This window comes from Bradyrhizobium sp. USDA 4449 (genome assembly GCF_054056275.1).
This window is the reverse complement of record NZ_JBSRYD010000001.1, coordinates 7,379,527-7,403,254: the sequence shown is the minus strand read 5'-3', so window position 1 is coordinate 7,403,254 and position 23,728 is coordinate 7,379,527. Positions and strand designations below refer to the sequence as shown.

Here is a 23,728-nt window from a genome sequence, read left to right as displayed (position 1 = left end):
ACTCCATCAAACGCCGTCGCGGCGCCGCTGGAGCGAACTCGCCACAAGAGTTGAAAGGATGAGCACCGCCCCGATCACCACGATCGTCGCGTCGCCCTTGACGCCGGTCAGGGCCAGCCCGTTTTTCAAGAGCTGGATCATCGCCAGGCCGACCAGCGTGCCCCATATCGTGCCGACGCCTCCGAAGATGCTGGTGCCGCCGAGCACCACGGCCGCAATCACGTCGAGCTCATAGCCAATCCCCATGTCCGAGCGGGTCGTGGTCACGCGCGAGACGAGAACGCAGGCCGAGAGGCCGGCCATGAGGCCCGACAGCGTGTAGATGATCAGCTTTGCGCGATCGACCGGCAAACCGGAAAAGCGCGCGGCGGTCTCGTTGTTGCCCATCGCATAGAGCGTCCGGCCGAAGGTCGTGCGGTCGAGAACGATTGCCGACACCACGATCGCGATCAGCAAGAGCCAGAGTTGCGCCGGCACGCCGAAGAGGTTTTCCTGCCCGACGAAGTAGAACCATTCCGGATAGCCGCGCACCGAACGCGCCTGGCTGATTCCCTCGGCGAGGCCGCGATAAAGTGCGAGCGTCGCGATTGTCATGATCAGCGGCGGGACTTTCACCCTGGTGATGACGATGCCGTTGAGAAAGCCCGCCGCGGCACCGACCAGCAGCGAGAAGCAGATCGCCAGCGGCAGCGGAAAGCCGAAACTCTTCCAGGAATAGCCCAGCAGGATCGCGCAGAGTCCGACAATCGAGCCGACCGAGAGATCGATGCCGCCGGTAATGATGATGAAGGTCATCGGCAGCGCGATCAGCCCGACCTCCGTCGTCAGCCTGCCTTGATTGAGCAGATTGTCGATCGTGAGGAAGCGGCTGTTCAAGCTCCCGAGCACGATCAACGCAACGAGCAGGATCACCGCGAGCATGGTCTCGTGACGCAGCAGCCACCAGGGCATGATGCGCTTTGCGGTCTGGGGAAGAGGAATTTCGCTCATCGCGCTCATGCTCCGGCCATGCGCCGGCGCCGCAGAATGTCGGCGATCACGGTCACGAGGATGAGCACGCCCTGGACCGCGCGGATCCAGTAGGGCGAGACGTCGATGAAGACCAGCGCGCTGGCGATCTCGGCGATGAGTACGGCGGCAAGGGTCGAGCCGACCACCGTGCCGACGCCGCCGAGGATGCTGACGCCTCCGACCACAGAGGCGGTAATGATCGTCAGCTCGAGATTGGGCGGCACGGTCGACTGGATGACGCGCAGCTGCGTCGCGTAGAGCAGGGCGGCCGCCCCTGCGAACAGGCCGTGCAGCGCGAAGACCATGACGATCGTGCGCGGCTGCGAAATGCCGCAGAGCCGCGCCGCTTCGGCGTTGCCGCCGACCGCGTAGATCGCGCGTCCCGAGGCCGAATAACGCATCCACAACGCTGCCAGGATCGTCGCCAGGATCATGAGAAAAACCGGAAACGGCAGCATACCCAGGATCTCGACGTCGGCGAGATGGAAGTCGTCGGGCAGGTCGGTGATCCATTTGCCGCCGGTCACGCTGATCAGGCCGCCTTTGAGGATCGACAGCATGCCCAGCGTGACCACGATCGCCGGAATGCGCAGATAGGCGATGATGACGCCCTGCAAGGCCATCACGAGAACGCCCGCGACAAGCGCTGCCGACCAGGCGACCGCGATGGGTGCGCCGTTGACGGCCAGGGTGCCGCTGATCGTCGCCAGGACGCCGATCAGCGCGCCGACGGAAATATCGATGTTGCCGGAAATGATCACCATCGACATGCCGACCGCGGCGACGGCGATATAGGCGTTGCCGAGCAGCACGTCGGACAGATTGCGCGCCGCCAGGAAGCGCGGATTGTAAAGTCCGACCGCGATGGCGAGCCCGATCACCGCGATCGCGAGCAAAGCCTCCTGCGAGGCAAACGCCTTCAGCCATCGTCGCGGATCCGCTTCGGTACCGGTCAACGTCACCGTCGTCATGCCGCTTTCTCCGCGTTGTCATGACTGCCCATCATCGCCGCGCCGATCGACTCCTGGGTTGCTTCTTCGCGCGAGAATTCCGCAACGATACGACCCTCGCGCATCACGAGAACGCGGTCACTCATGCCGAGCACCTCCGGCAGCTCGCTCGATATCATCAGGATGGCGAGCCCCTGCGCCGCAAGCTCGCCCATCAGCCGATGGATCTCCGCCTTGGCGCCCACGTCGATGCCGCGCGTCGGCTCGTCGAGGATCAACAGCTTCGGCCCGTTGGCGAGCCATTTGCCGAGCACGATCTTCTGTTGATTGCCGCCGGAGAGCTTGCCCGCGATCTGCTCGAGCGAGCTGGCCTTGACCGCAAAGCGCCGGACGCCGTCGCCGGCCAGCTTGCGCTCGGCGCCGCGATCGATGAAGCCGCCGAATGCGACTTTGCCAAGCGCGGCGAGGCTGAAGTTCTCGCGGACCGTCATCGGCCGCACCAGGCCCTGCGTGCCGCGATCCTCGGGAACGTAGGCGACGCCCAGGGACCGCGCCTGGGCCGGCGAGCGAATGTCGACTTGTCGCCCGGCGATCCGGATTTCGCCACTCTCGGCCGGTGTGACGCCGAAGATGGTTTGCGCCAGCTCGCTGCGGCCGGAGCCGACAAGGCCGGAAAGGCCGACGATCTCGCCCGCGCGCACCGTGAGCGAGATGGTCTTCGTCAGCGGCCGTCGTTCGAGGTCCTTCACCTCCAGCACCGGCTTGCCGATCGGCGCCGTGATCTTCGGAAACAGGCTTTCGATCCTGCGGCCAACCATCAATTGCACGAGCTCGGTCGCGTCCGTCTCGGTGACGTGCTTGGTGGCGACATGTGCGCCGTCGCGCAGCACCGTGACACGATCGGCGATCGCGAAAATCTCGTCGAGCCGATGACTGATATAGATCACGGCGACCCCGCGGGCCTTCAGCTTGCGCACGATGTCGAATAGCCGTGTCACGTCGTACTCGGTCAGGGCTGCTGTCGGCTCGTCCATGATCAGGATGCGCGCATCCTGCGACAGCGCGCGCAGGATTTCGACGCGCTGGCGATTGCCGATGCTGAGCGAGCCGACGATGCGCTCCGCCTCCAGGTCATGAATCTCGAGCGACGCGAGCAACGCTTTTGTCCGTTCCCGCATGGCACGCCAGTCGAGCCGGCCGAGGCCGGCGCGTGGCGCATGGCCCATGAATATGTTCTCGGCAACCGTGAGCTCCGGAAACAGCAGCAGCTCCTGATAGATCGTGGCGATGCCGGCGCGCCTTGCATCGTCCGGCCGCGCGAGATCGACCGGCCTGCCGTCGACGACAACCTCGCCGCGATCGGGCGGGAATACGCCGGAGACGATCTTGATCAGCGTCGACTTGCCGGCGCCGTTCTCGCCGAGCAAGGCGTGGACTTCGCCTCTGGCGGCGTCGAAGGAGACGCCGGACAGCGCCCGAACGCCCGGAAAGGACTTTTCGATCGCGCGCACCGTCAGAAGCGGGGCGCCGGGAGTTGCACTGCGCGGGTCCGTTGTCATGGTCACGCCGCCGCATTGGTTTGAGTGCCTGCGTCGACGACCAGGACCCGGACACCTTGCGCGCGCAGCATGTCGAGTGCGTCGTCAGGTGCATCGGTATCCGTGATCATCGTATCGATACGCGAGAGCGGGCAGACGACGAGGCTGCCACGCGAAACGAATTTCGAGGAATCGGCGAGCACGATCAGCTTGTCGGCGCGCTTCAGCAGCTTCGTTTCGGCACGGGCGAGCAGGGGGTCGCCTTCGATGACACCGAGCGGCCCGATCGAGATCGCACTCATGAACATCCGCGTCGCCGAATAGTGCTGGATCGCGTCCTCTTCAAAAGGCGAAACGATCATGCCCTGCTCACGATAGACCTCGCCGCCCGGCAAGGCGACGCGGCATTTCGACGTGTGGATCAGCGCGTCAGCGAGCAGATAGGAATTGGTCAACACCTTCAGGCGCCGCTCGCGCAAATATTCGCCCATCTGGTACGTGGTCGTGCCGCCATTGATGATGATCGTCTCGCCGTCGGCGCAGAGGGCGACGGCCGCTTTGGCAATGGCGCGCTTGGCGCCGATATTGAGGGTCTGGCTGACGTCGAAGGAGCGGGTGGCAAGCGAGACGACATCGCCCGGCATGCTGGCGGTTTCCGGCAGGGCTTCGAGTCCGCCATGTACCCTGATCGCGACGCCTTGCTCGGCGAGCCTGGCGAAATCGCGCCGTATCGAGGCCTCCGAGACGCCGGTTGCGCGACAAGCGTCCGCGATGCGTACCAATGGCCGCTCCCGCAAGAGTGCCTTGATGACCTGCCAGCGTTCCCGCTCGTGCACGTCGCCCTCCCTTTTGCCCGTAAATAGGTCACGCTCTTTGCCAGCGGTCAACTGCAAACCGTCAAATTCGCTCAATATCGCGCTGCGTCAATCATATCGCGTCGCAGCGTTGACTGTCTTTGATTGACCTTGATTGAATCCGTGGCCTAATCTGGCCAGAGATCAACACAGGGAGGATGCTCATGAGCGAGGTCGCGGCCAAGCCCCTGCCAAACCTATGGGACGACGCGCTCGCCGCCGGGCTCGATGAGGCAGGTCAATTGCTTTACCGCTCGAACCTGCTCGGGGCCGATCTGCGCATCACCAATTTCGGCGGCGGCAACACCTCGGCCAAGATCGAGATGAAAGATCCGCTGACGCGCGAGAACGTGCGCGTGCTCTGGGTCAAGGGCTCGGGCGGCGACATCGGCTCGATGAAGCGCGACGGCTTTTCGACGCTGTATCTCGACAAGCTCGAGAGCCTGAAAGGCCTCTATCGCGGCCTCGCTCATGAGGACGAGATGGTCGCCATGTTCAATCACTGCACCTTCGATCTCAATCCGCGCGCGACGTCGATCGATACGCCCTTGCACGCCTTCGTGCCGCACCGGCATGTCGATCACGTTCATGCCGACGCGGTCATTGCCATTGCCGCCTCTGAAGACGCCGAGCGTCTGACCCGCGAGGTATTCGGCGGCAAGCTCGGGTTCCTGCCGTGGCAGCGGCCCGGCTTTGATCTCGGCCTGAAGCTCGGCGAGATGGCCGCGCGCCATCCCGACTATGTCGGCGTCGTGCTTGGCGGGCACGGTCTCTTCACCTGGGCCGAGACGTCGAAATCCTGCTACGAGATGACCTTGCGCGTGATTCAGCAGGCCGCCGATTGGCTTGCCGCGCATGAAAGGAAGCCGGCGTTCGGCGGCGCCAAGGTCGAAGCGGCCTCGCCGGAGAAACGCCGCGCGGTCGCGGCCAGGCTGATGCCGCTGATCCGCGGCAAGATCTCCGCGGACGAGCGCAAGATCGGCCATTTCACCGACGCCCCTGAGGTCCTGGAGTTCGTCAACTCCAGCGCGTTGGCGAAGCTGGCGCCGCTGGGCACCTCCTGTCCCGATCACTTTCTTCGCACCAAGATCCGTCCGCTGCTGCTGCCTTACGATCCCGCCCGCGACAATCTCGACCAGGTGATCGCCGGCCTCGACGACGTTCTCGCCGCATACCGCCGCGATTACGCCGCCTATTACGAGCGCTGCAAGCATCCTGACTCGCCGGCCATGCGCGATCCCAACGCGGTCGTGTATCTCGTTCCGGGAATCGGCATGTTCACCTTTGCCAAGGACAAGGCGACCGCCCGCGTTGCGGCCGAGTTCTACGTCAACGCCATCAACGTCATGCGCGGCGCCTCGGGCGTAAGCGCCTATGTGGGTCTCGCCGAGCAGGAGGCCTTCAATATCGAATACTGGCTGTTGGAAGAGGCCAAGCTCCAGCGCATGCCCAAGCCGAAATCGCTCGCCGGGCGGATCGCCTATGTGACCGGAGGCGCCGGCGGCATCGGTGGGGCGACGGCGCAGCGGTTGCTCGGCGAGGGCGCTTGCCTCGTCATTGCCGATATCGACGAGCAGGCATTGAGTGAGCGCGTCGCGGCGATCACGAAGCGCCATGGCCGGGACGCGGCGATTGGCGTGAAGCTCGATGTGACCGACGAGGCGGCGGTGATCGCCTCGTTCGAAGAGACTGCGCGCGCCTTTGGCGGCGTCGACATCGTCGTTTCGAATGCCGGGATTGCCTCGGCATCGCCGGTCGAGGACACGAGTCTTGGGCTCTGGCAGAAGAACATGGACATCCTCGCCACAGGCTATTTCCTCGTCTCGCGCGAGGCGTTCCGGCTGATGCAGCGTCAGGATATCGGCGGTGCCATCATCTTCGTCGCCTCGAAAAACGGCCTGGCGGCTTCGGCCGGCGCTTCGGCCTATTGCGCCGCCAAGGCGTCGGAGATCCATCTCGCCCGCTGCCTTGCGCTGGAAGGTGCGGTGCATGGCATCCGCGTCAACACGGTCAATCCGGACGCGGTGCTGCGCGGCTCGAAGATCTGGGAAGGCGAGTGGCGCCAGCAACGTGCGGCATCCAACAAGGTTGCGGAAGACCAGCTCGAGGAGGTCTACCGGCAGCGCTCGATGCTGAAACTGTCGGTTTTCCCCGAGGACATTGCCGAGGGCATCTACTTCTTCGCGTCCGACCTTTCGGCCAAATCGACCGGCAACATTCTCAACGTCGACGCCGGCAATGCCCAGGCCTTTACGCGATGAGCACGCCATTCTCGATCAGCGCGGATTTCATCGCCGAGCACAACGCGCCGCTGCAAGACGCGACCACTGAAGATTACGACGCCCTGAAGCGCGCACTCGGGCGGCGCGGGATCGACGCCGACGCGCTGCTGCAGAAGGTCATGGCGTTCGGCGTCGCCATTCCGACCTGGGGTGTCGGCACGGGAGGGACGCGGTTCGCGCGATTTCCAGGACCGGGGGAGCCGCGCAATGTCGTCGAGAAGATCGACGACTGCGCCGTGATCCAGCAGATGGCGCGGGCAACCCCGACGATCTCGCCACATATTCCGTGGGACAAGGTCGACGACTATGCCGCCTTGCGCGAACAGGCCGCGAGTCACGGCCTTTCCTTCGACGCGGTCAACTCCAACACATTTCAGGATCAGCCGGGGCAAGAGTTCTCGTACAAGTTCGGTTCGCTTTCGCACACCGATGCGCGCGTTCGCGCGCAGGGCATCGCCCACAATGTCGAATGCATCGAGATCGGCCGCAAGCTCGGCTCGAAGGCGTTGACGGTCTGGATCGCCGACGGCGCGAACTTTGCCGGTCAATCGAATCTGACCAGGGCGCTCGACCGCTATATCGGCGCGATGCGTGAGATCGTCGCGGCGCTGCCCGCCGACTGGCGGGTGTTCCTCGAGCACAAGCTGTACGAGCCGGCGTTCTACTCGACCGTGATCTCGGATTGGGGCACGAGTTTCGCGGTCGCGCAGGAACTCGGCCCCAAGGCGCATTGTCTCGTCGATCTCGGCCATCATGCGCCGAACGTGAATATCGAGCAGATCGTCGCCCGGCTCGTTCGCTTCGGGAAGCTCGCGGGCTTCCATTTCAACGACTCGAAATATGGCGACGACGATCTCGACAGCGGCTCGGTCGAGCCGTTCCGGCTGTTTCTGGTCTTCAACGAGCTCATCGATGCCGAGCGCCGCAAGGCGGAAGGCTTCGCGCCGGCCTATATGATCGACCAGTCGCATAACGTGACCGATCCGATCGAAAGCCTGATGCAATCGGCGATCGAGTTGCAGCGCGCCTATGCACAGGCTCTGATCGTCGATCGCGCGGCGCTCGAAGCAGCGCAGGAGGCCAACGACGCGCTGGGCGCGCATCTCGAGTTGAAGCGCGCCTTTACGACCGACGTCTCGCCGTTGCTCGCCGTTGCCCGCATGCGCGCCGGCGGCGCGATCGCGCCGATTGCGGCCTACCGCCGGTCCGGTTACAGGGCGCAAAAGGCCAAGGAGCGTCCCGTGGTTGGAGGGACTTCGGCGGGCATTGTCTAGACGAGGGCCCGGACACTCTCTCATGCATCCTGCGGCGCGGCTGCGCCGGCCATGCGTCGCCGTGCCGGCAGGAAAAGACCTGCGAGCGCGCCGGCCAGCGAGAGCATTGCGGCGAGGCTCATCGCAGCAGCGAATCCGCGCGCGAAATGCGTGGCCGAATCGATCGCACCGTTGGCCGAGAACTTCGCCACCAGCGCGGCGATACCGAACATGCCGCCCAGGAACCGGCCCATGTTGAAGAGGCCGGACGCCTTGCCCATTTCGGCAACCGCGACGGAGCTCAGGATGGCGTTCTGCGCTGCCGGCATCGCCATCGATACGCCAACGCCTGATAACACCAGCGGCGCGACCAGGGCGGAGTAGGGCACCGCGGGGCTTACGATCTCCGCGATCCAGCCAAGGCCGACCGCCTGCATCAGCAATCCGGTCACCACGAGCGGCCGCTCGCCGAATCTGTTGACGACCGCGCCTGCGACCGGGGCGGTGACGAACAGCGTCGCAGTCCAGGGCAGCACGCGAAGACCGGCGCCGAAGGCGTCGAAGCCCAGCGTCGCCTGCAGGAACTGCGGCAGCAGGAACAAGACGCCACGATCAGCGCGGTCGCATTGCCCGCCAGGGCGTCCATTGCAGCGTCTCGACCGGGCTGGCGAATTCGGAGCGGATGGCCGCCAATGCCGTCGTCATGATCATGGCGTCCAGCGCCGTCATGAAGGATGCCAGCGCGGTGACGCCAAGCCCCCGGTTCTGCTCGGCGCGAATGGTCGGGGTCTGCATCGCCCTCTCTCCGTGTGTCGCGCCACCGGTCGCAGCGCGTTCTGCGGGCTAGACGAGGTCGGAGGCGCAAAGGATGCGCCCGGAAATAATTTCTACCAGGGCGAATCCTTCGGCGGCCGGCCAACGTCCTAGGGGCTGACGCGGTCATTCAGCCAAGGAGCACGCGATGAGAAGGACCTTGATCAGATACAAGACCAAGCCTGAGCTGGCGGACAGGAACGCCGAACTGGTTGCGGCAGTGTTTGCGGAATTGAAGGCGGCCAGTCCGGACGGGACACGCTATCTGACGCTGCGGCTGGAGGACGACACCTTCATCCATTTCGTCGAGACCTCCGCCGAGGATGGCTCGAGCCCGATCCCGAAACTTAGGGCCTTTCAGGCATTCCAGGACGGCATCCGCGACCGCTGCGCCGAGCCGCCGCTGGTTCGTGATGTGAAAGTCGTCGGCAACTACCGTATGCTGGACGAGTCCTGAACAGGCGAGGCGGAGGACCAATGGCGCCAGAGCTACTGGCTGGCATCGACATCGAGGACCTGCTGGCACGGATGCGGCCGCGGCTGCATCGCTACTGCGCGCGCATGGTCGGCTCGGTCGTCGATGGCGAGGATGTGTTGCAGGACGCGCTGATCAAGGCGATGGAAGCGCTGCAATCGGTCGCGCCCGTCGTCAATCCGGAGGGGTGGCTATTCCGTATCGCACACAACACCGCACTGGATTTCCTGCGCCGCCGCAACCGGCAGGAGGCGCTGCATTCGGCTGAGGAGGTGGAGATGGTTGCCGATCAGCTCGATGACGTTGAAAGCCGCCAGATCGCCGCGACCAGCCTGCGAACCTTCATGCGGCTGCCGGTGGCGCAGCGCTCCAGCGTGATCCTGATGGACGTCCTCGGCTGCTCGCTTGCGGAGGTCTGCGACATCATGGATTTCAGTCTGCCGGCGGTGAAGGCCGCGCTGCATCGCGGGCGTACGCAGCTGCGCGAGTTGGCCGAGGAGCCGGACGATGCGCCGCAGTCGGGCCTGTCGGAAGCCGATCGCACCAGGCTCAACAGCTATGTCGGCCATTTCAATGCCCGCAACTTCGAAGCCATCCGCGCCATGATCGCAGACGACGTCAGGCTCGATCTGGTCAACCGCAAGAAGATGAACGGCAAGACCGAGGTGTCGAACTATTTCGGCAATTACGCCAAGGTCAGCGACTGGCGCCTGGTGACGGGACAGGTGGAGGGACGTCCGGCGATCCTGGTCTTCGATCCGAACGAGCCGAACGGACGGCCGAAATATTTCATGCTGCTGAACTGGTCCGCCGACAAACTCGCCACCATCAGGGATTTTCGTCACGCGGCGTATGTGATCGATGGTGCAGAATGCGCAGTGGACAGAGGGTGAGTGGATCCGGCAAAGGTCACGCAATGACTGTTGTTCGGCGGAATGGCTGCTAGGCAATCCCGGTGATGTCGCTGAGCTGCGACGCTAGCGACGGCGTGCAGCACAGGATCGCATTGCCCTTGCTGATACCGTCGCCCGCGAAGAAATCGTTCACAAAGCCGCCGGCCTCGGCAACGATCACAATGCCGGCGGCGACGTCCCAGGCATTGATGTGCGGCTCGGCATAAGCGTCGGTGCGCCCGTTCGCGACATTGCAGAGACCCAGCGTGCCCGAGCCCGAACGCTTGATCGAGCAGCCGGAGGCATTAGCGCGGCCGATCACCTCGAGATAGCGCTGCGACGGTGTACGGGCCGACCAGCCCAGCTCGATAGAAGCGCGTCGGATGTCATCGGCACCGGAGACGGCAATCTTCTGTCCGTTCAGCGTCGCGCCATGTCCGCGCTGTGCGACATAGAGCTCGTCGAGCGCCGGCGCGGCGACAATTCCGATCGTCGGCTTGTAGTCAAGCAGGAAGCCTACTGAGATGCACCAGTTGCGATCGCCACGGGCGAAGTTCGCCGTGCCGTCGATCGGATCGATGATCCAGACCGCATCGCTGGCATCGCCGCCGCCTTCCTCGCCGATCACCGTATCGTCGGGAAAAAGTGCAGCCAGCCGCGCACGCAGGAACTCCTCCACCGCGCCGTCGGCCACGGTGAGCCAATCCTGCGCCCCCTTCATCGTGACGCCGAGACTTTCCTTGCGGCTGAAATAGTCGAGTGCAATGCGCCCCGCCTCGGCGACGAGGCCCTGGACCGCGTAGCGGCGCAGCAGCAGTTCGGCCGGAATCATTGTCAGGCGGCCTTGATGGCGACGGGGCGGCCGGTGCGCGCCGACTCGGTCGCCGCGTCGGCGAGCATCTGGGCGCGCAGCCCATCGCGACCAGTCGGAGAGGGCGCGGCCTTGCCAGCGCAGGCATCGATGAAGGCCGCGAGCTCGGCGCGATAAGCGGCGGCATAGCGTTCGAGGAAGAAGTTCTGCACCGGATCGGCGCGAAAGCCCTGGCCGGTTGCGATCTCGACGGTCGTCTCGTGGATGTTGCCGGCTCTCAGCATTCCCTTCGAGCCATGCACCTCGATGCGCTGGTCGTAGCCGTAAGTGGCGCGGCGCGAATTCGAGATCTGCGCGATCCGTCCGCTCGCCGTCTTCATCAGCACGGCGGCGGTATCGACGTCGCCGGCTTCGCCGATGGCCTTGTCCACCAGCGCCGAGCCGAGCGCGAAGACCTCGACCGGCTCCTCGGCGAGCAGGAAGCGCGCCATGTCGAAATCATGGATCATCATGTCGCGGAACAGACCGCCCGAGCGCTTCACATAGTCGACCGGCGGCGGTCCGGGATCGCGCGAGATGACGCTGACGATCTCGATTTCGCCGGCCTCGCCGCTGCGCAGCCGTTTCTCCAGCGCAGCGAAGTTCGGATCGAAGCGGCGGTTGAAGCCGATCATCAGAGGCTTGCCGGATGTCTCGACCGTCGCCAGGCAACGGCGAATGCGGTCCGAATCGAGATCGACCGGCTTTTCGCAGAACACCGCCTTGCCGCCCGACACGGCAGCTTCGATCAGGTCGGCATGCGTGTCGGTCGGCGTACAGATCAGGATGGCGTCGATGCCGGAATCGTTCAGGATCGCATCCGCATCGGCCGCTTTCGCACCTGTAGCCTGCGCCAGCGAGGACGCAGCCTCGCGCGAGGCGTCGGCCACCGCGACGAGCCGTGCATCGGCGCGCGCCGCGACATTGAGGCCGTGAATACGCCCGATTCTGCCGGCGCCGAGAAGTCCAAACCGCATTGGCATATTTTCTTCGTCTTGCTTGACTATTCGGATAAGCATTCCATTCTCTGCGCCGCCTAGTCAAGGTCGGACGCGTGCCCTTCTCGATGCCATCAGCCGCATCACGGCATCGTGCCAGATCGGACGACGACAAGGCGCAGTCGGCCGATGATGGAACATTTCGGCCGGCGGATGCGGGCCGAAACGGCGCGGTTGAGTGGGAGCGAGTGATGGCGACGATCAGGCTGACCATGGCGCAGGCGCTCGTCGCCGCGATGGCGGCGCAGAGGACGGTGATCGACGGGCGGGATCAACCACTTTTCGCCGGTGTTTGGGCGATCTTCGGGCATGGCAATGTCGCGGGTCTCGGCGAAGCGCTGTATGCCGTTCGCGATCGTCTGCCAACCTTGCGCGCGCATAATGAGCAGGCGATGGCGCATGCCGCGATCGCTTTCGCCAAGGCCTCGCGGCGCCGGCGCATGATGGCGGTGACGAGCTCGATCGGCCCCGGCGCGACCAATATGGTGACGGCGGCAGCCGTTGCTCACGTCAATCGCCTGCCGGTGTTGCTGCTGCCGGGCGATGTCTTCGCCGGACGCCGCCCCGATCCGGTGCTGCAGCAGATCGAGGATTTCGGCGACGGCACCGTCTCGGCCAATGATTGCTTCCGGCCTGTCTCGCGCTATTTCGACCGCATCACCAGGCCCGAGCAGATCATGCCCGCCTTCGAGCGCGCGATGCAGGTTCTTGACGATCCGGCCGAATGCGGACCCGTGACGCTCGCGCTCTGCCAGGACGTGCAGACGGAAGCCTTCGACTATCCCGACTGGTTCTTCGCCGAGCGCGTCTGGCAGCCGCGCCGGGCGCGGGCCGACGAGAAGCAGCTGGCGCAGGCCGCAGCCCTGCTCAAGGCAGCGAAGCGCCCGCTCATCATTGCCGGCGGCGGGGTCCTTTATAGCGAGGCGGAAGGTGACCTTGCCGCCTTCTGCACGGCGCACGGCATCCCGGTTGCGGAAACGCAAGCCGGCAAGAGTGCGCTGCCTCACGACCACAAGCTCAATCTCGGCGCGGTCGGCGTCACCGGCACCGGCGCGGCCAACGATGCGGCGCGGCGAGCCGATCTCGTGCTCGCGATCGGCACGCGCTTGCAGGATTTCACCACCGGCTCACGCTCGCTCTTTGCCGATCCCGCGTGCCGGATCGTCGGCCTCAATACGCAGGCCTTTGATGCCGGCAAGCATCGTGCGCAGCCACTCGTCGGCGATGCCAAGGTCGGCTTGGCCGAACTCGGCGCCGCGCTTCAGGGCTGGGCGGCCCCTGCCAGCTGGACCGAGCAGGCAAGGACCGGCCGCACGGCGTGGCTGGAAACGGCTGCGCGCTACACCGCTGCCGGCAACGAAACCTTGCCGAGCGATGCTCAGGTCATCGGCGCGGTTCAGCGCCGCAGCCAGCCAAGCGATGTCGTGCTTTGCGCAGCCGGTGGCTTGCCCGGCGAGTTGCACAAGCTCTGGCAGCCGGGTGCGCCCGGCGGCTACCACATGGAATACGGCTATTCCTGCATGGGCTACGAGATCGCCGGCGGGCTGGGCGTCAAGCTCGCCGATCCTACGCGCGAAGTCGTCGTGATGGTCGGCGACGGCTCCTATCTGATGATGAATTCCGAGATCGCCACGTCGGTGATGTCAGGTGCGAAACTCATCATCGTCGTGCTCGATAACCGCGGCTTCGGCTGCATCAACCGGCTCCAGAAGGCGACCGGCGGCGCACCTTTCAACAACCTGCTCCGCGACGCTCGCCACGAGACCCTGCCTGAGATCGACTTCGCAGCCCACGCCGCCGCGATGGGGGCGATCGCGCGCAAGGTCGCTGGCATCGCCGAGCTGGAAGCGGCGTTCGACGAGGCTCGGCGCCACGATCGAACCAGCGTCATCGTGATCGACACCGACCCGCTGCCCTCGACCGATGCCGGCGGCCATTGGTGGGATGTGGCGGTGCCGGAGGTCTCGGAGCGCACCGAGGTCGAGGCCGCGAGGCGCGGCTATGTCGAGGCGCTCGTGCGCCGCAAATATTAATCAAGCGAGGACGACATGCCTATCCGTATCGGCGCCAATCCTATCGGCTGGTCGAACGACGATCTCCAGGAGATCGGCGGTGCGACACCGCTCGAGACCTGCCTGGCGGAGGCGCGCGAGGCGGGCTTCGAGGGCATGGAGCTCGGCCACAAATTTCCGCGCGAGCCGCAGGCGCTGAAGGCCGCGCTCGCGCCCTTCGGCATGGCCTGCATCTCCGGCTGGTATTCGGCGGAGCTTCTGAAGCGCGATGCCGATGAGGAGATGCGGCATCTGCGCCCGCATCTCGATCTCCTGAAGGCAATGGGATCATCAGTGCTTGTGTTCGCTGAGACCTCGAATGCGATCCATGGCGATCGCAGCAAGCCGCTATCGCAGCGGCCAATCATGAAGGCCGGCGACTGGGCTGAGTTCGGCCGCCGTATCACTGGGGTCGCCGAGCGTACGCTCGCCGAGGGCGTCAGGCTGGTCTATCATCATCACATCGGCACCATCGTGGAGAGCGCTGACGACATCGACGCCTTCATGGCGGCGACCGGCGAGGCCGCTCATCTCCTGCTCGACACCGGCCACGCCACGTGGGGCGGCGCCGATCCAGCCGCGCTGGCCCGACAATATCGCGCCCGCATCAGCCATGTTCACGCCAAGGACGTGCGTCAGGCCGTCATGGAGCAGGCGCGGCGCGAGGACTGGAGCTTCCTCGATGCGGTGCTGGGGCAAGGCAGCGAGCTGGGTGTCTACACCGTCCCCGGCGATGGAATGGTCGATTATCCGGCGGTCTTCCGCGAACTGCCGGGCTATTCCGGTTGGGTCGTGGTCGAGGCGGAGCAGGACCCCGAGAAGGCGCACCCGCTGACCTACGCCAGGAAGGGCGTCGCCCATCTCAAGCAGAGCCTGAAGGAGGCTGGGCTCGCCTGAGTCCGGACGTTAGGCACGAAGCTGGCTGGTCAGAATCCGCCGGCAGGCATCGACAAACACCTGCGCGCCGGTGACGATATCGGCATCCGCGGTGTTCTCGGTCCAGTGATGGCTGATGCCGCCGATCGAGGGCACGAACAGCATGCCTGCGGGCATGATGGTCGCGAGCATCTGGGCATCATGGCCGGCGCCGCTCGGCATGCGCAGCGATCGTCCGCCGGCAAGCGCCTTGCTCGCAGCTTCGATGGCGTCCTGAATGCCCGCGTTCATCATGGCAGGCGCGCCGGTGCGGATTTTCACCACGGCGACGGAGCAGGGGCCTTTCGCGGTGACCTCAGCCGCCATCGTTTGCAGCAACTGCTCCAGCCGCGCGATCACGGCCGGATTGTCGTCGCGGATCTGGAACAGCATCTCGGCAGTGCCGGGAATGATGCTCGGTGCGCCCGGATCGAGCGTGATGCGGCCCGTGGTCCAGACCGTGCGCGTCCCACACGCAGCCGGGAAACGCTCGTCGATCGCGACGCAGAACTTGGCCAGGGCCAGGCCGGCATCCTTGCGCACCGCCATGCGCGTGGTTCCGGCATGGTTCTGCTCGCCGGTGAAGCTGATGCGGTACTGCCAGATGCCGACGATGGAGGTCACGACACCGATCGCGAGGTTGCCGCTTTCGAGCGTGTCGCCCTGCTCGATATGCGCCTCGAGATAGCCGACGTGCCGTCCCGGCTCGGCGCTGACACGCGGACGTCCGGCGAGCCCCATGTCGAGAAGCGCGTCGCGCATGGTGCGTCCATTGGTGCGATCGCGCGCGGCGTCGATCTCGGCCTCGCTTACCTGCCCGACATAGGAGCGTGAGCCGAGGAAGCTGCCGAAATGCCCCTCCTCGTCGCACCACGCGGCGACTTCGACCGCGCCCTGCACGGAAGGATCGGCATTGAGCACCCGTGCGGCCTCCAGCGCATACACGACGCCGAGCGGGCCATCCAGCCAGCCGGCGTAGTTCTGGCTTTCGAGGTGCGATCCGGCGAGCAGCTTTCGCCCGGGCTTCGCGCTGGTGCCCACGATGTTGCCGATGCCGTCGATCGCACCCGTGAGGCCGGCCTCCGGCAGCTTGCGCACCAGCCAATCGAGCGACTGCCTGTGCGGCTCCGAAAAGGTCGGCTTGTGCACGCCGGTCTTGTAGGTGCCGAAGGCGCGGAGCGCATTGAGATCGGCGAGGACACGCTGACCGTCGGCGTGCGGATTGGTGTCAGGCATGTTCGGCAACCTTCAGCGCCTCGGTGCGGATCTCCTCGACCAGGCGTTCCTTGAGCTGGACGAACTCGGGGGTGGTCTTGATCTTGTAGGAGCGTGGATGCGGCAGGTCGACGGCGATCTCGGCCTTGATCCGGCCGGGGCGCGCGCTCATCACGATGACGCGGCTGCCGAGGAAGATCGCTTCTTCGATGTCGTGGGTCACGAACAGCACGGTCTTCTGATCGCGCTCCCAGATGCCCAGCAGCATTTCCTGCATCAGGGCGCGGGTCTGGTTATCAAGCGCGCCGAAGGGCTCGTCCAGCAAGAGGATCTTCGGATCATTGGCGAGTGCACGCGCAATCGCCGTGCGCTGCTGCATGCCGCCGGAAAGCTGCTTGGGCCAATGGTTCTCGAAGCCTGATAGTCCCACCTGGCGGATGAACGCGTCGGCGACTTTGTTGCGCTCCGCTTCCGGCAAGCCGCGCTCACGCAGGCCGAAGGCGATGTTCTCGCGCACGGTCAGCCAGGGAAACAGCGTGTAGGACTGGAACACCATGCCGCGATCGGCGCCGGGGCCGGTGACTTCGCGGCCATCGAGCGTGACGCGGCCGCTGCTCGGACGGTCGAGGCCGGCGACGATGCGCAGCAGCGTGGACTTGCCGCAGCCGGACGGACCGAGGATGGTGACGAAGTCGTTGTTGCCGATGACCAGATCGGTCGGCTCCAGCGCCTTGGTCGGCGCATTGCCGTGACGGGCCGGGAAGGTGCGCGAGACCTGCTCGATCTTGAGCGTGGTCATGCGAGCCTCCACGGAAACAGCCAGGCATTGAACGCCTTGAACATGAAATCCGAGAGCAGGCCGATCAATCCGATCACGATGATGCCGAAGATGATCTGCCCGGTGTTGAGCAACGCCTGGCTGTCGGTGATCATATGGCCGATGCCGGAGGACGAGCCGATCAGCTCGGCGACAATGACATAGGTCCAGGCCCAGCCCAGCACCAGCCGCAGGATTTCCGCGATCTCAGGCGCGGAGGAGGGCAGCAGCACCCTGCGGATGATGCCGCGGTCGCTGGCCCCCAAAGTATAGGCGGCTTCCACCAGATCGCGTCGCGTCGCGCCGACGGTCACGGCGACCATCAGAATGACCTGGAACACCGAGCCGATGAAGATGACCAGCAGCTTCTGCAACTCGCCGATGCCGGCCCACAGGATCAACAGGGGAATGAAAGCCGATGCCGGCAAATAGCGCGCAAAGGACACGAACGGCTCGAGGAACGCTTCGATCGGCTTGTAGGCGCCCATGAGCACGCCGAGCGGCACCGCGATGACCGCGGCCAGCGCAAAGCCGCCGACGACGCGCCAGACCGTCATGCCGATGTCGAGCAGGAAGCCCTGCTTGGCCAGGAGGTCATAGCCCTCCTGCACCATGGTCAGCGGATTGGCGAGGAATGTCTTCGACACATGACCGCCGAAGGTCGCCCAGGACCAGAGGGCGACGAACAGCACGAAGAACGCGAGGCCGTAGGCCACGCGCTGCCTCGATGTCACGGAATCCAGAGGACGCATCGTTGGTCTATCCGAGTGGTCGAACATAGGCTGGTCCCGCCGCACGGCGGGACCAAGCGGCTTGTCGGGGCCTACTTGATGAAGCTGGCGTCGAAGAGGTCTTCGACCTTCGGCGCCGATTTGATGATGCCCATTTCGAGCAGCAGCTCGGTCGCATCCTTGTTGAAGGCGAGGAAATCGCCTGCAAAGAACTTCTGGTTCGCGGCCTTGTCCTGCCAGCGCAGGTACTTTGCCGAGTTGCCGAACTGCTCGCCGGTCTGCTTCACGTCGGCGCCCATGATCTCGTAGGACTTGGCCTGGTCCTTGGCGATCATGTCGAGCGCTTCGAAATAGCTGTTGGCCAGCGCCTGCGCCGCCTTCGGGTTCTCGCTGAGGAATTTCGGCGTGCAGCCGAACGTGTCCATCACGATCGGATAGTCGAGCGTGGTCGCGATGATCTTGCCCTTGTCAGGGGCGGCGCGCACGGTCGACAGATACGGTTCGTAAGTCATCGCGGCATCGTTCTGACCGGAGACGAAGGCCTGCGCAGCCGCAGCCGGTTCGAGGTTCACGACGGTGACGTCCTTCACCGTGAGGCCATTCTTCTTCAGCATCCAGGCCAGCGCGAAATAGGGCGAGGTGCCGGGCGCGGAGGCCGCGACCGTCTTGCCTTTCAGCTCCTTGATCGACGTGATGTCGTTGCGCACGGCCATGCCATCGGCACCAAAACTCTTGTCGAGCTGGAAGATCTGCTTGGTCGCGACGCCGTTGGCGTTCCAGGAGATCCAGGTCTCGACCGTGGTCGCGGCGCACTGGACGTCGCCCGAAGCGATGGCCAGGTGGCGGTCCTTCTGCGGGATCTTCTTGATGGTGACGTCGAGGCCGTTCTTCTTGAAGATGCCGGCTTCCTTCGCCAGCGTCAGCGGCGCGAAGCCGGTCCAGCCGGAGATGCCGATTCCGACCTTGACGTCGTCGGCGAGCGCGGGCGTCGTGGCCGCGAGCGCAATGATGGTCGCAAAAATTGTCGAACTACGCATGATTGTCGTCCTCTTGCCCAGATGGATTGACGTCCTGTTGATCTCTGTCGGTCCCCATGGACCGTTGCCGGAAGCATTGCACGATTTGTGCCGACATCGTTCCCTCAGCCTCCCTTGAATCGCGCGACAAGTCGGTGAGAATCGCCGGGATAGAGCAGGCGCACCGCGGTGATGGTGCGCGCGCTGCGCCAGGTATAGCGGTCGATCACGAGGCATGGCGCGCCGATCGCGATGTCGAGCGCCTCCGCCGTGCGATCATCCGCGACGATGGCGCTGATCGTGTGCTCGGCCTCCGTCCAGGGGACATGATGAAGCAGCCAGGAGCCGGGCGGTTCCTGGGAAAAATCCGCGGTCGCCGCAGAAGGCACGGATGACAGATCGATCAGCCGATCCTCGACGGCGAACGGCACCTGGTCGGCGCTGTGGCGGCAGGAGATCGCGACGACCTTGCCGGCCTTCTTGACGCCGAGACGTCCGCGGTCAGCAGCAGTCGCGGTGCGCTGCTTGCGGCTGATCAACTCGTAGCCATAGCTGCGGCCGAGCGCGGTGATCTCGGCGCGGATGTCGGCAATCTTGAGCACTGCCGACTGATGCTGCGGCCTTCGCACGAAGGAGCCGGCCCGGCGCCGCCGCTCGATCAGGTCGGCCTGCGCGAGCTCGGACAGCGCCTTGTTCACGGTCATGCGCGAGCAGCCGTAGCGGGCAACGAGCTCATGCTCGAACGGAATGCGATGGCCCGGCGGCCATTCGCCGGTCAGGATGCGCTTCTCGATGTCGGCGCGAATGCGCTTGTAGAGCGTCGGCTTATCGGCCGTCTCGGTCGAAAGGCTCATGCGACGAGCCTCCGCACTGCCGCCTTGAAGCGCTCGCGCGCAGCTTGGCGCCATTTATGCCGGCCGCCCTCGACGACCTTGTTGCCGCCGGCCCAGACGCAATCGATCGCGGTGCTACCAGCCGCGAAGATCCAGCCGTCAATCACGGCGTCGCGCGCCCGTCCTGCCAGCGACGGGTGCGAGCCGTCGAGCGTGACGATGTCAGCACGTGCACCAGGGGAGAGACCGACTGCTGGCTGCGCCATGGCCTGCGCGCCGCCTGCGACGGCAGCGTCGAACAGCGTGCGACCGGTCGAACGGCCCGCGCCGCCCGACAACACGTTGCGCGCGCGATGCTTGAGCCGCTGGCCGTACTCAAGCTGGCGCAGTTCATCGGCGGCGCCGACCAGCACGTTGGAATCGGTGCCGATGCCGAACGATCCGCCGGCCTCGAGAAATTCGCGCGCGGGAAAGATGCCGTCGCCGAGGCTCGCTTCGGTGATGGGGCAGAGGCCCGCCACCGCGCCGGTCTTCGCCAATGCGCTGACTTCCTGCTCCGTCATGTGCGTCGCGTGAATGACGCACCAGTGCCGATCGACCGGCGCGTGCTCCAGCAGCCATTGCACCGGACGCCGCCCCGACCAGGCCAGGCAATCCTCGACTTCCTTCACCTGTTCCGCGGCATGAATATGCACAGGGCCGCCATTGGCGAGCGGAATGATCGCCGAGAGTTCGTCCGGCGCCACGGCGCGCAGGCTGTGCGGGGCGATGCCGATATTGGCGCCGGGCAGTTTTGCGATGGTCTTGCGTGACGCAGCCATGAGCTTGGCGAACTGATCGACCGAACAGATGAAACGGCGCTGGCCGTCATGCGGCGCGGTGCCGCCGAAGGACCCATGCGCATAGAAGCTCGGCAGCAATGTGAGGCCAATGCCGGAGGATTCGGCCGCTTGCGCAATCCGCGCGGCCATCTCGGCGGGATCGGTGTAGGGCGAGCCGTCGCGGTCGTGGTGGAGATAATGGAATTCGCCGACGCGGGTAAAACCCTGCTCCAGCATCTCGACGTAAAGCAGCGTCGCAACGGCCGTCACGTCCTCGGGCGTCATCGCCAGTGCGAAACGATACATCGTCTCGCGCCAGGTCCAGAAGGTGTCGGTCGAGTTGCCGCGCAACTCGGCAAGTCCCGCCATGCCGCGCTGAAAGGCGTGGCTGTGCAGGCTCGCAAGCCCCGGCAGCGCGATGTCGTGGCGCTCGTCGCCGCTATCAGGCGCCACATCAGGCGTCACCTCCGCAATCGCGCCGGCGGTGATCACCACCTGCACGTCAGTGGCCCAGCCCGAAGGCAGGAGCGCGGAGGCGAAATGCAGTCGGGACATGATGACACGCCGGCTGGACAGAACCGTCTTACGATTATATGTCTAGACATATAAGTCAAGCATCCCACGAAGGGACCGTCGCATGACACAGCGCTTCGACCGGATCTGGCATAACGCCCGGCTGGCCACGATGCGGGCCGATCGTCCCGATCTCGGCGAGATCGAGCATGGCGTGATTGCCATGCGCGGCGGCTACATCGTCTATGCCGGCGCGGCGGCGGATTTCCCTGACAATGCCGACGCCATCCAGCGGATCGATTGCGAGGGGCGCTGGATCACACCGGGGCTCGTCGACTGCCACACCCATCTCGTCTATGGCGGCAACCGGGCCCAGGAATTCGAGTTGCGCCTGAAGGGCGCGAGCTACGAGGAGATCGCGCGCGCCGGCGGCGGCATCGTCTCCACGGTCGCCGCGACACGCAAGGCCGGCGAGGCCGAACTCGTCGCAAGCGCGCTGCCGCGGCTTGATGCGCTGATCGGCGAGGGCGTCACGACGATCGAGATCAAGTCCGGCTATGGCCTCGACGCCGAGACCGAGATGCGGCAGCTTTCTGCCGCGCGCAGCCTCGGCCGTCAACGGAAGGTCGCGATCCGCACCTCCTTCCTCGGCGCGCACGCGCTGCCGGTGGAAGCCGATGGCGACAAGGATCGCTACATCGATCTCGTCTGCAAGGCGATGCTGCCTGCGGTGGCACAGGCGGGGCTTGCCGATGCCGTCGATGCCTTCATGGAAGGCATCGCATTCTCGGCCGAGCAGACCGCGCTTGTGTTCGAGGCGGCAAGGTCGCTCGGTCTGCCCGTGAAGCTTCATGCCGATCAGCTCTCGAATCTCGGCGGCGCGGCACTCGCTGCAAGATTCTCCGCGCTCTCGGCCGATCATCTCGAGCATACCGACGAAGCCGGCGCCGCTGCAATGGCGAAGGCCGGCACGGTCGCCGTGCTGCTGCCTGGCGCCTACTACTTCATTCGCGAGACGCAAAAGCCGCCGGTCGAGGTCTTCCGCAAGCATGGCGTGCACATGGCGCTGGCGACCGACTGCAATCCCGGCAGCTCGCCGCTGACCTCGCTGCTGCTTGCGATGAACATGGGCGCGACGTTGTTCCGGATGAATGTCGCCGAATGCCTCACGGGCGTCACCCGCGAAGGCGCGCGGGCGCTCGGCGTGCTCGACGAGACCGGCACGCTCGAGGCCGGCAAATGGTGCGATCTCGCAATCTGGGACATCGAGCGTCCCGCCGAACTGGTCTATCGCATCGGCTTCAATCCGCTGCACCGCCGCGTCTGGAGGGGCCAGTGACGGAGCCGGGCGCCGCGATGGTCACCATCAAGGGAACGGTCAGCCTCGACGATCTCGCGCGCGTGCTGGAAGGCGCGCCCGTCGTGCTCGATGTCGCATTCTGGCCGCGTGTCGAGGCGGCTGCGGCGATTGTCGCGAACGCTGCTCAGGCGGCTGCCCCGGTCTATGGCATCAACACCGGCTTCGGGAAGCTGGCCTCGAAGCGCATTCCCCCCGAGCAGACCGCGCTGCTCCAACGCAATCTCATCGTCTCGCATTGCTGCGGCGTCGGCCCGGCGACGCCCGAGCCGATCGTCCGGCTGATGATCGCGCTGAAAATCATCTCGCTCGGGCGCGGCGCCTCCGGCGTGCGCCGCGACGTGATCGAGCAACTGCAGGCCATGCTGGCGCAACGCGTGTATCCGCTGGTACCGCAGCAGGGTTCGGTCGGCGCCTCCGGCGATCTCGCCCCGCTCGCGCATATGACCGCGGTGATGATCGGCGAGGGGCAGGCGATCGTCGATGGCAAGACGGTGTCCGGCCGCGAAGCACTCGCTGCAGCCGGTCTCGCACCGCTGACGCTTGGCCCCAAGGAGGGGCTCGCGCTGATCAACGGCACGCAGTTCTCGACCGCCTACGCCATATCAGGCGTGCTGCGCGCATTTCGCCTCGCCCGCGCGGCGCTCGTCACCGGTGCGCTGTCGGTCGATGCCGCGATGGCCTCGACCGCGCCGTTCCGTCCCGAGATCCAGGCGCTGCGCGGTCATCCCGGCCAGATCGCCGCGGCCGCGACGCTGACCGCGCTGCTCGATGGCAGCGACATCAGGTTGTCGCATCTCGAAGGCGACGAGCGCGTGCAGGATCCATATTGCCTGCGCTGCCAGCCGCAGGTCGCGGGGGCCGCGCTGGATCTGATCACGCAGGCTGCGCGCACGCTGATCGTCGAGGCCAATGCCGTCACCGACAATCCGCTGGTTCTGGTCGAGACCGGCGAGATCGTCTCCGGGGGCAATTTCCATGCGGAGCCGGTGGCCTTTGCCGCCGACACGATCGCGCTGGCGCTGTCGGAGATCGGCGCGATCAGCGAGCGGCGTATCGCGACGCTGGTCGATCCGGCGCTGAACTTTGGCCTGCCGCCGTTCCTGACGCCGGATCCCGGCATCAATTCCGGCTTCATGATCGCCGAGGTGACGGCGGCTGCACTCTATGCCGAGAACAAGCAGCGCGCCGCGGCCTGCTCGATCGACTCGACGCCGACCAGCGCCAACCAGGAAGACCATGTCTCCATGGCGGCGCATGCCGCGCGGCGGCTGTCCGACATGGCCGACAATCTCGCCGCCATTTTGGGCATCGAGCTGCTGGTCGCTGCCCAAGGTATCACGCTGCGCGCGCCGCATGCGACCAGCGGGCCGCTCGCAGCCGTCATCGCCGCGCTCCGCGAGCAGGTGCCTGCGCTTGGCGCCGATCGATACATGGCCGGCGATCTCGCCGAAGCCGCCGCGCTGATCGAAGCCGATGCATTGCCGTCGGCGGCGCTCGCCAGGCTTTCAACCGATCCGTTTCCGAGACTGAGCTGAAGAG

At 65.4% G+C, this 23,728-nt stretch carries 22 protein-coding genes; 8 read left to right on the top strand and 14 right to left on the bottom strand.

Annotation, left to right across the window (positions count from 1 at the left end; genetic code table 11):
• Nucleotides 1-6 precede the first annotated feature (6 nt).
• Genes ACVIIW_RS34935 through ACVIIW_RS34920 form a run of 4 tightly spaced genes read right to left on the bottom strand, consistent with a single transcriptional unit; the run spans nt 7 to nt 4,335 of the window.
• On the bottom strand, nt 7-999 hold the full coding sequence (locus tag ACVIIW_RS34935) for an ABC transporter permease (RefSeq protein WP_456704860.1): 993 nt from the start codon (nt 997-999) through the stop codon (nt 7-9).
• Nucleotides 996-1,982, bottom strand: a complete 987-nt coding sequence (locus ACVIIW_RS34930) for an ABC transporter permease (protein ID WP_456704859.1) — start codon at nt 1,980-1,982, stop codon at nt 996-998. The genes ACVIIW_RS34935 and ACVIIW_RS34930 overlap by 4 nt, the downstream gene beginning before the upstream one ends.
• On the bottom strand, nt 1,979-3,520 hold the full coding sequence (locus ACVIIW_RS34925) for a sugar ABC transporter ATP-binding protein (protein WP_456704858.1): 1,542 nt from the start codon (nt 3,518-3,520) through the stop codon (nt 1,979-1,981). The genes ACVIIW_RS34930 and ACVIIW_RS34925 overlap by 4 nt, the downstream gene beginning before the upstream one ends.
• Before the next feature lie 2 nt (nt 3,521-3,522).
• Nucleotides 3,523-4,335: a DeoR/GlpR family DNA-binding transcription regulator gene (locus ACVIIW_RS34920; protein WP_456704857.1), complete on the bottom strand. Its 813-nt coding sequence runs from the start codon at nt 4,333-4,335 to the stop codon at nt 3,523-3,525.
• 182 nt (nt 4,336-4,517) lie between these two features.
• Here ACVIIW_RS34920 and ACVIIW_RS34915 point away from each other — a divergent pair, with 182 nt between their 5' ends.
• Entirely contained in the window at nt 4,518-6,614 is a 2,097-nt protein-coding gene (locus ACVIIW_RS34915; protein WP_456704856.1) for a bifunctional rhamnulose-1-phosphate aldolase/short-chain dehydrogenase, read from the top strand.
• Nucleotides 6,611-7,909 carry an L-rhamnose catabolism isomerase gene (gene rhaI, locus ACVIIW_RS34910; protein WP_456704855.1) on the top strand — a complete coding sequence of 433 codons (1,299 nt, stop codon included), beginning with the start codon at nt 6,611-6,613 and terminating at the stop codon, nt 7,907-7,909. Before ACVIIW_RS34915 ends, rhaI begins: the two co-directional genes overlap by 4 nt.
• 20 nt (nt 7,910-7,929) lie before the next feature.
• On the opposite strand, the gene ACVIIW_RS34905 is transcribed toward rhaI, so the two are convergent.
• A complete protein-coding gene (locus ACVIIW_RS34905; protein ID WP_456704854.1) occupies nt 7,930-8,490 on the bottom strand; it encodes an MFS transporter in 561 nt (186 codons plus the stop codon).
• A gap of 10 nt (nt 8,491-8,500) precedes the next feature.
• Nucleotides 8,501-8,683, bottom strand: a complete 183-nt coding sequence (locus ACVIIW_RS34900; protein WP_456704853.1) for a hypothetical protein — start codon at nt 8,681-8,683, stop codon at nt 8,501-8,503.
• Between the two features lie 166 nt (nt 8,684-8,849).
• Between ACVIIW_RS34900 and ACVIIW_RS34895 the strand changes: the two genes are divergently transcribed.
• Both ACVIIW_RS34895 and ACVIIW_RS34890 read left to right on the top strand, forming a co-directional pair.
• Nucleotides 8,850-9,158 (top strand): hypothetical protein, encoded by a 309-nt coding sequence (locus ACVIIW_RS34895; protein WP_456704852.1) that lies wholly within the window; start codon nt 8,850-8,852, stop codon nt 9,156-9,158.
• Between the two features lie 20 nt (nt 9,159-9,178).
• Nucleotides 9,179-10,069, top strand: a complete 891-nt coding sequence (locus tag ACVIIW_RS34890) for an RNA polymerase sigma factor (protein ID WP_456704851.1) — start codon at nt 9,179-9,181, stop codon at nt 10,067-10,069.
• Nucleotides 10,070-10,118: 49 nt separating this feature from the next.
• Here the strand turns inward: ACVIIW_RS34890 and ACVIIW_RS34885 are convergent, their stop codons facing one another.
• Together ACVIIW_RS34885 and iolG are read right to left on the bottom strand one after the other, a co-directional pair.
• Nucleotides 10,119-10,901, bottom strand: coding sequence for an inositol monophosphatase family protein (locus ACVIIW_RS34885; protein ID WP_456704850.1), 783 nt, complete (start codon nt 10,899-10,901; stop codon nt 10,119-10,121).
• A gap of 2 nt (nt 10,902-10,903) precedes the next feature.
• Nucleotides 10,904-11,896: an inositol 2-dehydrogenase gene (gene iolG, locus ACVIIW_RS34880; protein WP_456704849.1), complete on the bottom strand. Its 993-nt coding sequence runs from the start codon at nt 11,894-11,896 to the stop codon at nt 10,904-10,906.
• A gap of 212 nt (nt 11,897-12,108) precedes the next feature.
• Here iolG and iolD point away from each other — a divergent pair, with 212 nt between their 5' ends.
• Nucleotides 12,109-13,950: a 3D-(3,5/4)-trihydroxycyclohexane-1,2-dione acylhydrolase (decyclizing) gene (iolD, locus tag ACVIIW_RS34875; RefSeq protein ID WP_456704848.1), complete on the top strand. Its 1,842-nt coding sequence runs from the start codon at nt 12,109-12,111 to the stop codon at nt 13,948-13,950.
• 15 nt (nt 13,951-13,965) lie between these two features.
• Nucleotides 13,966-14,865, top strand: a complete 900-nt coding sequence (iolE, locus tag ACVIIW_RS34870) for a myo-inosose-2 dehydratase (RefSeq protein WP_456704847.1) — start codon at nt 13,966-13,968, stop codon at nt 14,863-14,865.
• A gap of 9 nt (nt 14,866-14,874) precedes the next feature.
• Here iolE and ACVIIW_RS34865 read toward each other — a convergent pair whose 3' ends face one another.
• The 6 genes from ACVIIW_RS34865 to ACVIIW_RS34840 form a co-directional block, all read right to left on the bottom strand.
• Nucleotides 14,875-16,119 carry a hydantoinase/carbamoylase family amidase gene (locus tag ACVIIW_RS34865; RefSeq protein ID WP_456704846.1) on the bottom strand — a complete coding sequence of 415 codons (1,245 nt, stop codon included), beginning with the start codon at nt 16,117-16,119 and terminating at the stop codon, nt 14,875-14,877.
• Nucleotides 16,112-16,897 (bottom strand): ABC transporter ATP-binding protein, encoded by a 786-nt coding sequence (locus ACVIIW_RS34860; protein WP_456704845.1) that lies wholly within the window; start codon nt 16,895-16,897, stop codon nt 16,112-16,114. The genes ACVIIW_RS34865 and ACVIIW_RS34860 overlap by 8 nt, the downstream gene beginning before the upstream one ends.
• Nucleotides 16,894-17,667, bottom strand: coding sequence for an ABC transporter permease (locus ACVIIW_RS34855; RefSeq protein WP_092238048.1), 774 nt, complete (start codon nt 17,665-17,667; stop codon nt 16,894-16,896). Before ACVIIW_RS34855 ends, ACVIIW_RS34860 begins: the two co-directional genes overlap by 4 nt.
• A 71-nt stretch (nt 17,668-17,738) precedes the next feature.
• Nucleotides 17,739-18,683 (bottom strand): ABC transporter substrate-binding protein, encoded by a 945-nt coding sequence (locus ACVIIW_RS34850; RefSeq protein WP_456704844.1) that lies wholly within the window; start codon nt 18,681-18,683, stop codon nt 17,739-17,741.
• A gap of 104 nt (nt 18,684-18,787) precedes the next feature.
• The gene (gene hutC / locus ACVIIW_RS34845; RefSeq protein ID WP_456704843.1) at nt 18,788-19,516 is read right to left on the bottom strand and encodes a histidine utilization repressor; all 729 of its coding nucleotides are present in this window, start codon (nt 19,514-19,516) and stop codon (nt 18,788-18,790) included.
• Nucleotides 19,513-20,871, bottom strand: coding sequence for a formimidoylglutamate deiminase (locus tag ACVIIW_RS34840; RefSeq protein ID WP_456704842.1), 1,359 nt, complete (start codon nt 20,869-20,871; stop codon nt 19,513-19,515). The genes hutC and ACVIIW_RS34840 overlap by 4 nt, the downstream gene beginning before the upstream one ends.
• An 82-nt stretch (nt 20,872-20,953) precedes the next feature.
• On the opposite strand from ACVIIW_RS34840, the gene hutI reads away from it, so the two are divergent.
• Nucleotides 20,954-22,168 carry an imidazolonepropionase gene (gene hutI / locus ACVIIW_RS34835; protein WP_456704841.1) on the top strand — a complete coding sequence of 405 codons (1,215 nt, stop codon included), beginning with the start codon at nt 20,954-20,956 and terminating at the stop codon, nt 22,166-22,168.
• Entirely contained in the window at nt 22,165-23,724 is a 1,560-nt protein-coding gene (gene hutH / locus ACVIIW_RS34830; RefSeq protein WP_456704840.1) for a histidine ammonia-lyase, read from the top strand. Before hutI ends, hutH begins: the two co-directional genes overlap by 4 nt.
• Nucleotides 23,725-23,728 lie beyond the last annotated feature (4 nt).

Bases quoted from the DNA above. Each gene is read 5' to 3' on its own strand.
- ACVIIW_RS34935 (WP_456704860.1), bottom strand. From the start codon at position 999: ATGAGCGCGATGAGCGAAATTCCTCTTCCCCAGACCGCAAAGCGCATC.
- ACVIIW_RS34930 (WP_456704859.1), bottom strand. From the start codon at position 1,982: ATGACGACGGTGACGTTGACCGGTACCGAAGCGGATCCGCGACGATGG.
- ACVIIW_RS34925 (WP_456704858.1), bottom strand. From the start codon at position 3,520: ATGACAACGGACCCGCGCAGTGCAACTCCCGGCGCCCCGCTTCTGACG.
- ACVIIW_RS34915 (WP_456704856.1), top strand. From the start codon at position 4,518: ATGAGCGAGGTCGCGGCCAAGCCCCTGCCAAACCTATGGGACGACGCG.
- rhaI (WP_456704855.1), top strand. From the start codon at position 6,611: ATGAGCACGCCATTCTCGATCAGCGCGGATTTCATCGCCGAGCACAAC.
- ACVIIW_RS34900 (WP_456704853.1), bottom strand. From the start codon at position 8,683: ATGCAGACCCCGACCATTCGCGCCGAGCAGAACCGGGGGCTTGGCGTC.
- ACVIIW_RS34895 (WP_456704852.1), top strand. From the start codon at position 8,850: ATGAGAAGGACCTTGATCAGATACAAGACCAAGCCTGAGCTGGCGGAC.
- ACVIIW_RS34890 (WP_456704851.1), top strand. From the start codon at position 9,179: ATGGCGCCAGAGCTACTGGCTGGCATCGACATCGAGGACCTGCTGGCA.
- ACVIIW_RS34885 (WP_456704850.1), bottom strand. From the start codon at position 10,901: ATGATTCCGGCCGAACTGCTGCTGCGCCGCTACGCGGTCCAGGGCCTC.
- iolG (WP_456704849.1), bottom strand. From the start codon at position 11,896: ATGCGGTTTGGACTTCTCGGCGCCGGCAGAATCGGGCGTATTCACGGC.
- iolD (WP_456704848.1), top strand. From the start codon at position 12,109: ATGGCGACGATCAGGCTGACCATGGCGCAGGCGCTCGTCGCCGCGATG.
- iolE (WP_456704847.1), top strand. From the start codon at position 13,966: ATGCCTATCCGTATCGGCGCCAATCCTATCGGCTGGTCGAACGACGAT.
- ACVIIW_RS34865 (WP_456704846.1), bottom strand. From the start codon at position 16,119: ATGCCTGACACCAATCCGCACGCCGACGGTCAGCGTGTCCTCGCCGAT.
- ACVIIW_RS34860 (WP_456704845.1), bottom strand. From the start codon at position 16,897: ATGACCACGCTCAAGATCGAGCAGGTCTCGCGCACCTTCCCGGCCCGT.
- ACVIIW_RS34855 (WP_092238048.1), bottom strand. From the start codon at position 17,667: ATGCGTCCTCTGGATTCCGTGACATCGAGGCAGCGCGTGGCCTACGGC.
- ACVIIW_RS34850 (WP_456704844.1), bottom strand. From the start codon at position 18,683: ATGCGTAGTTCGACAATTTTTGCGACCATCATTGCGCTCGCGGCCACG.
- hutC (WP_456704843.1), bottom strand. From the start codon at position 19,516: ATGAGCCTTTCGACCGAGACGGCCGATAAGCCGACGCTCTACAAGCGC.
- ACVIIW_RS34840 (WP_456704842.1), bottom strand. From the start codon at position 20,871: ATGTCCCGACTGCATTTCGCCTCCGCGCTCCTGCCTTCGGGCTGGGCC.
- hutI (WP_456704841.1), top strand. From the start codon at position 20,954: ATGACACAGCGCTTCGACCGGATCTGGCATAACGCCCGGCTGGCCACG.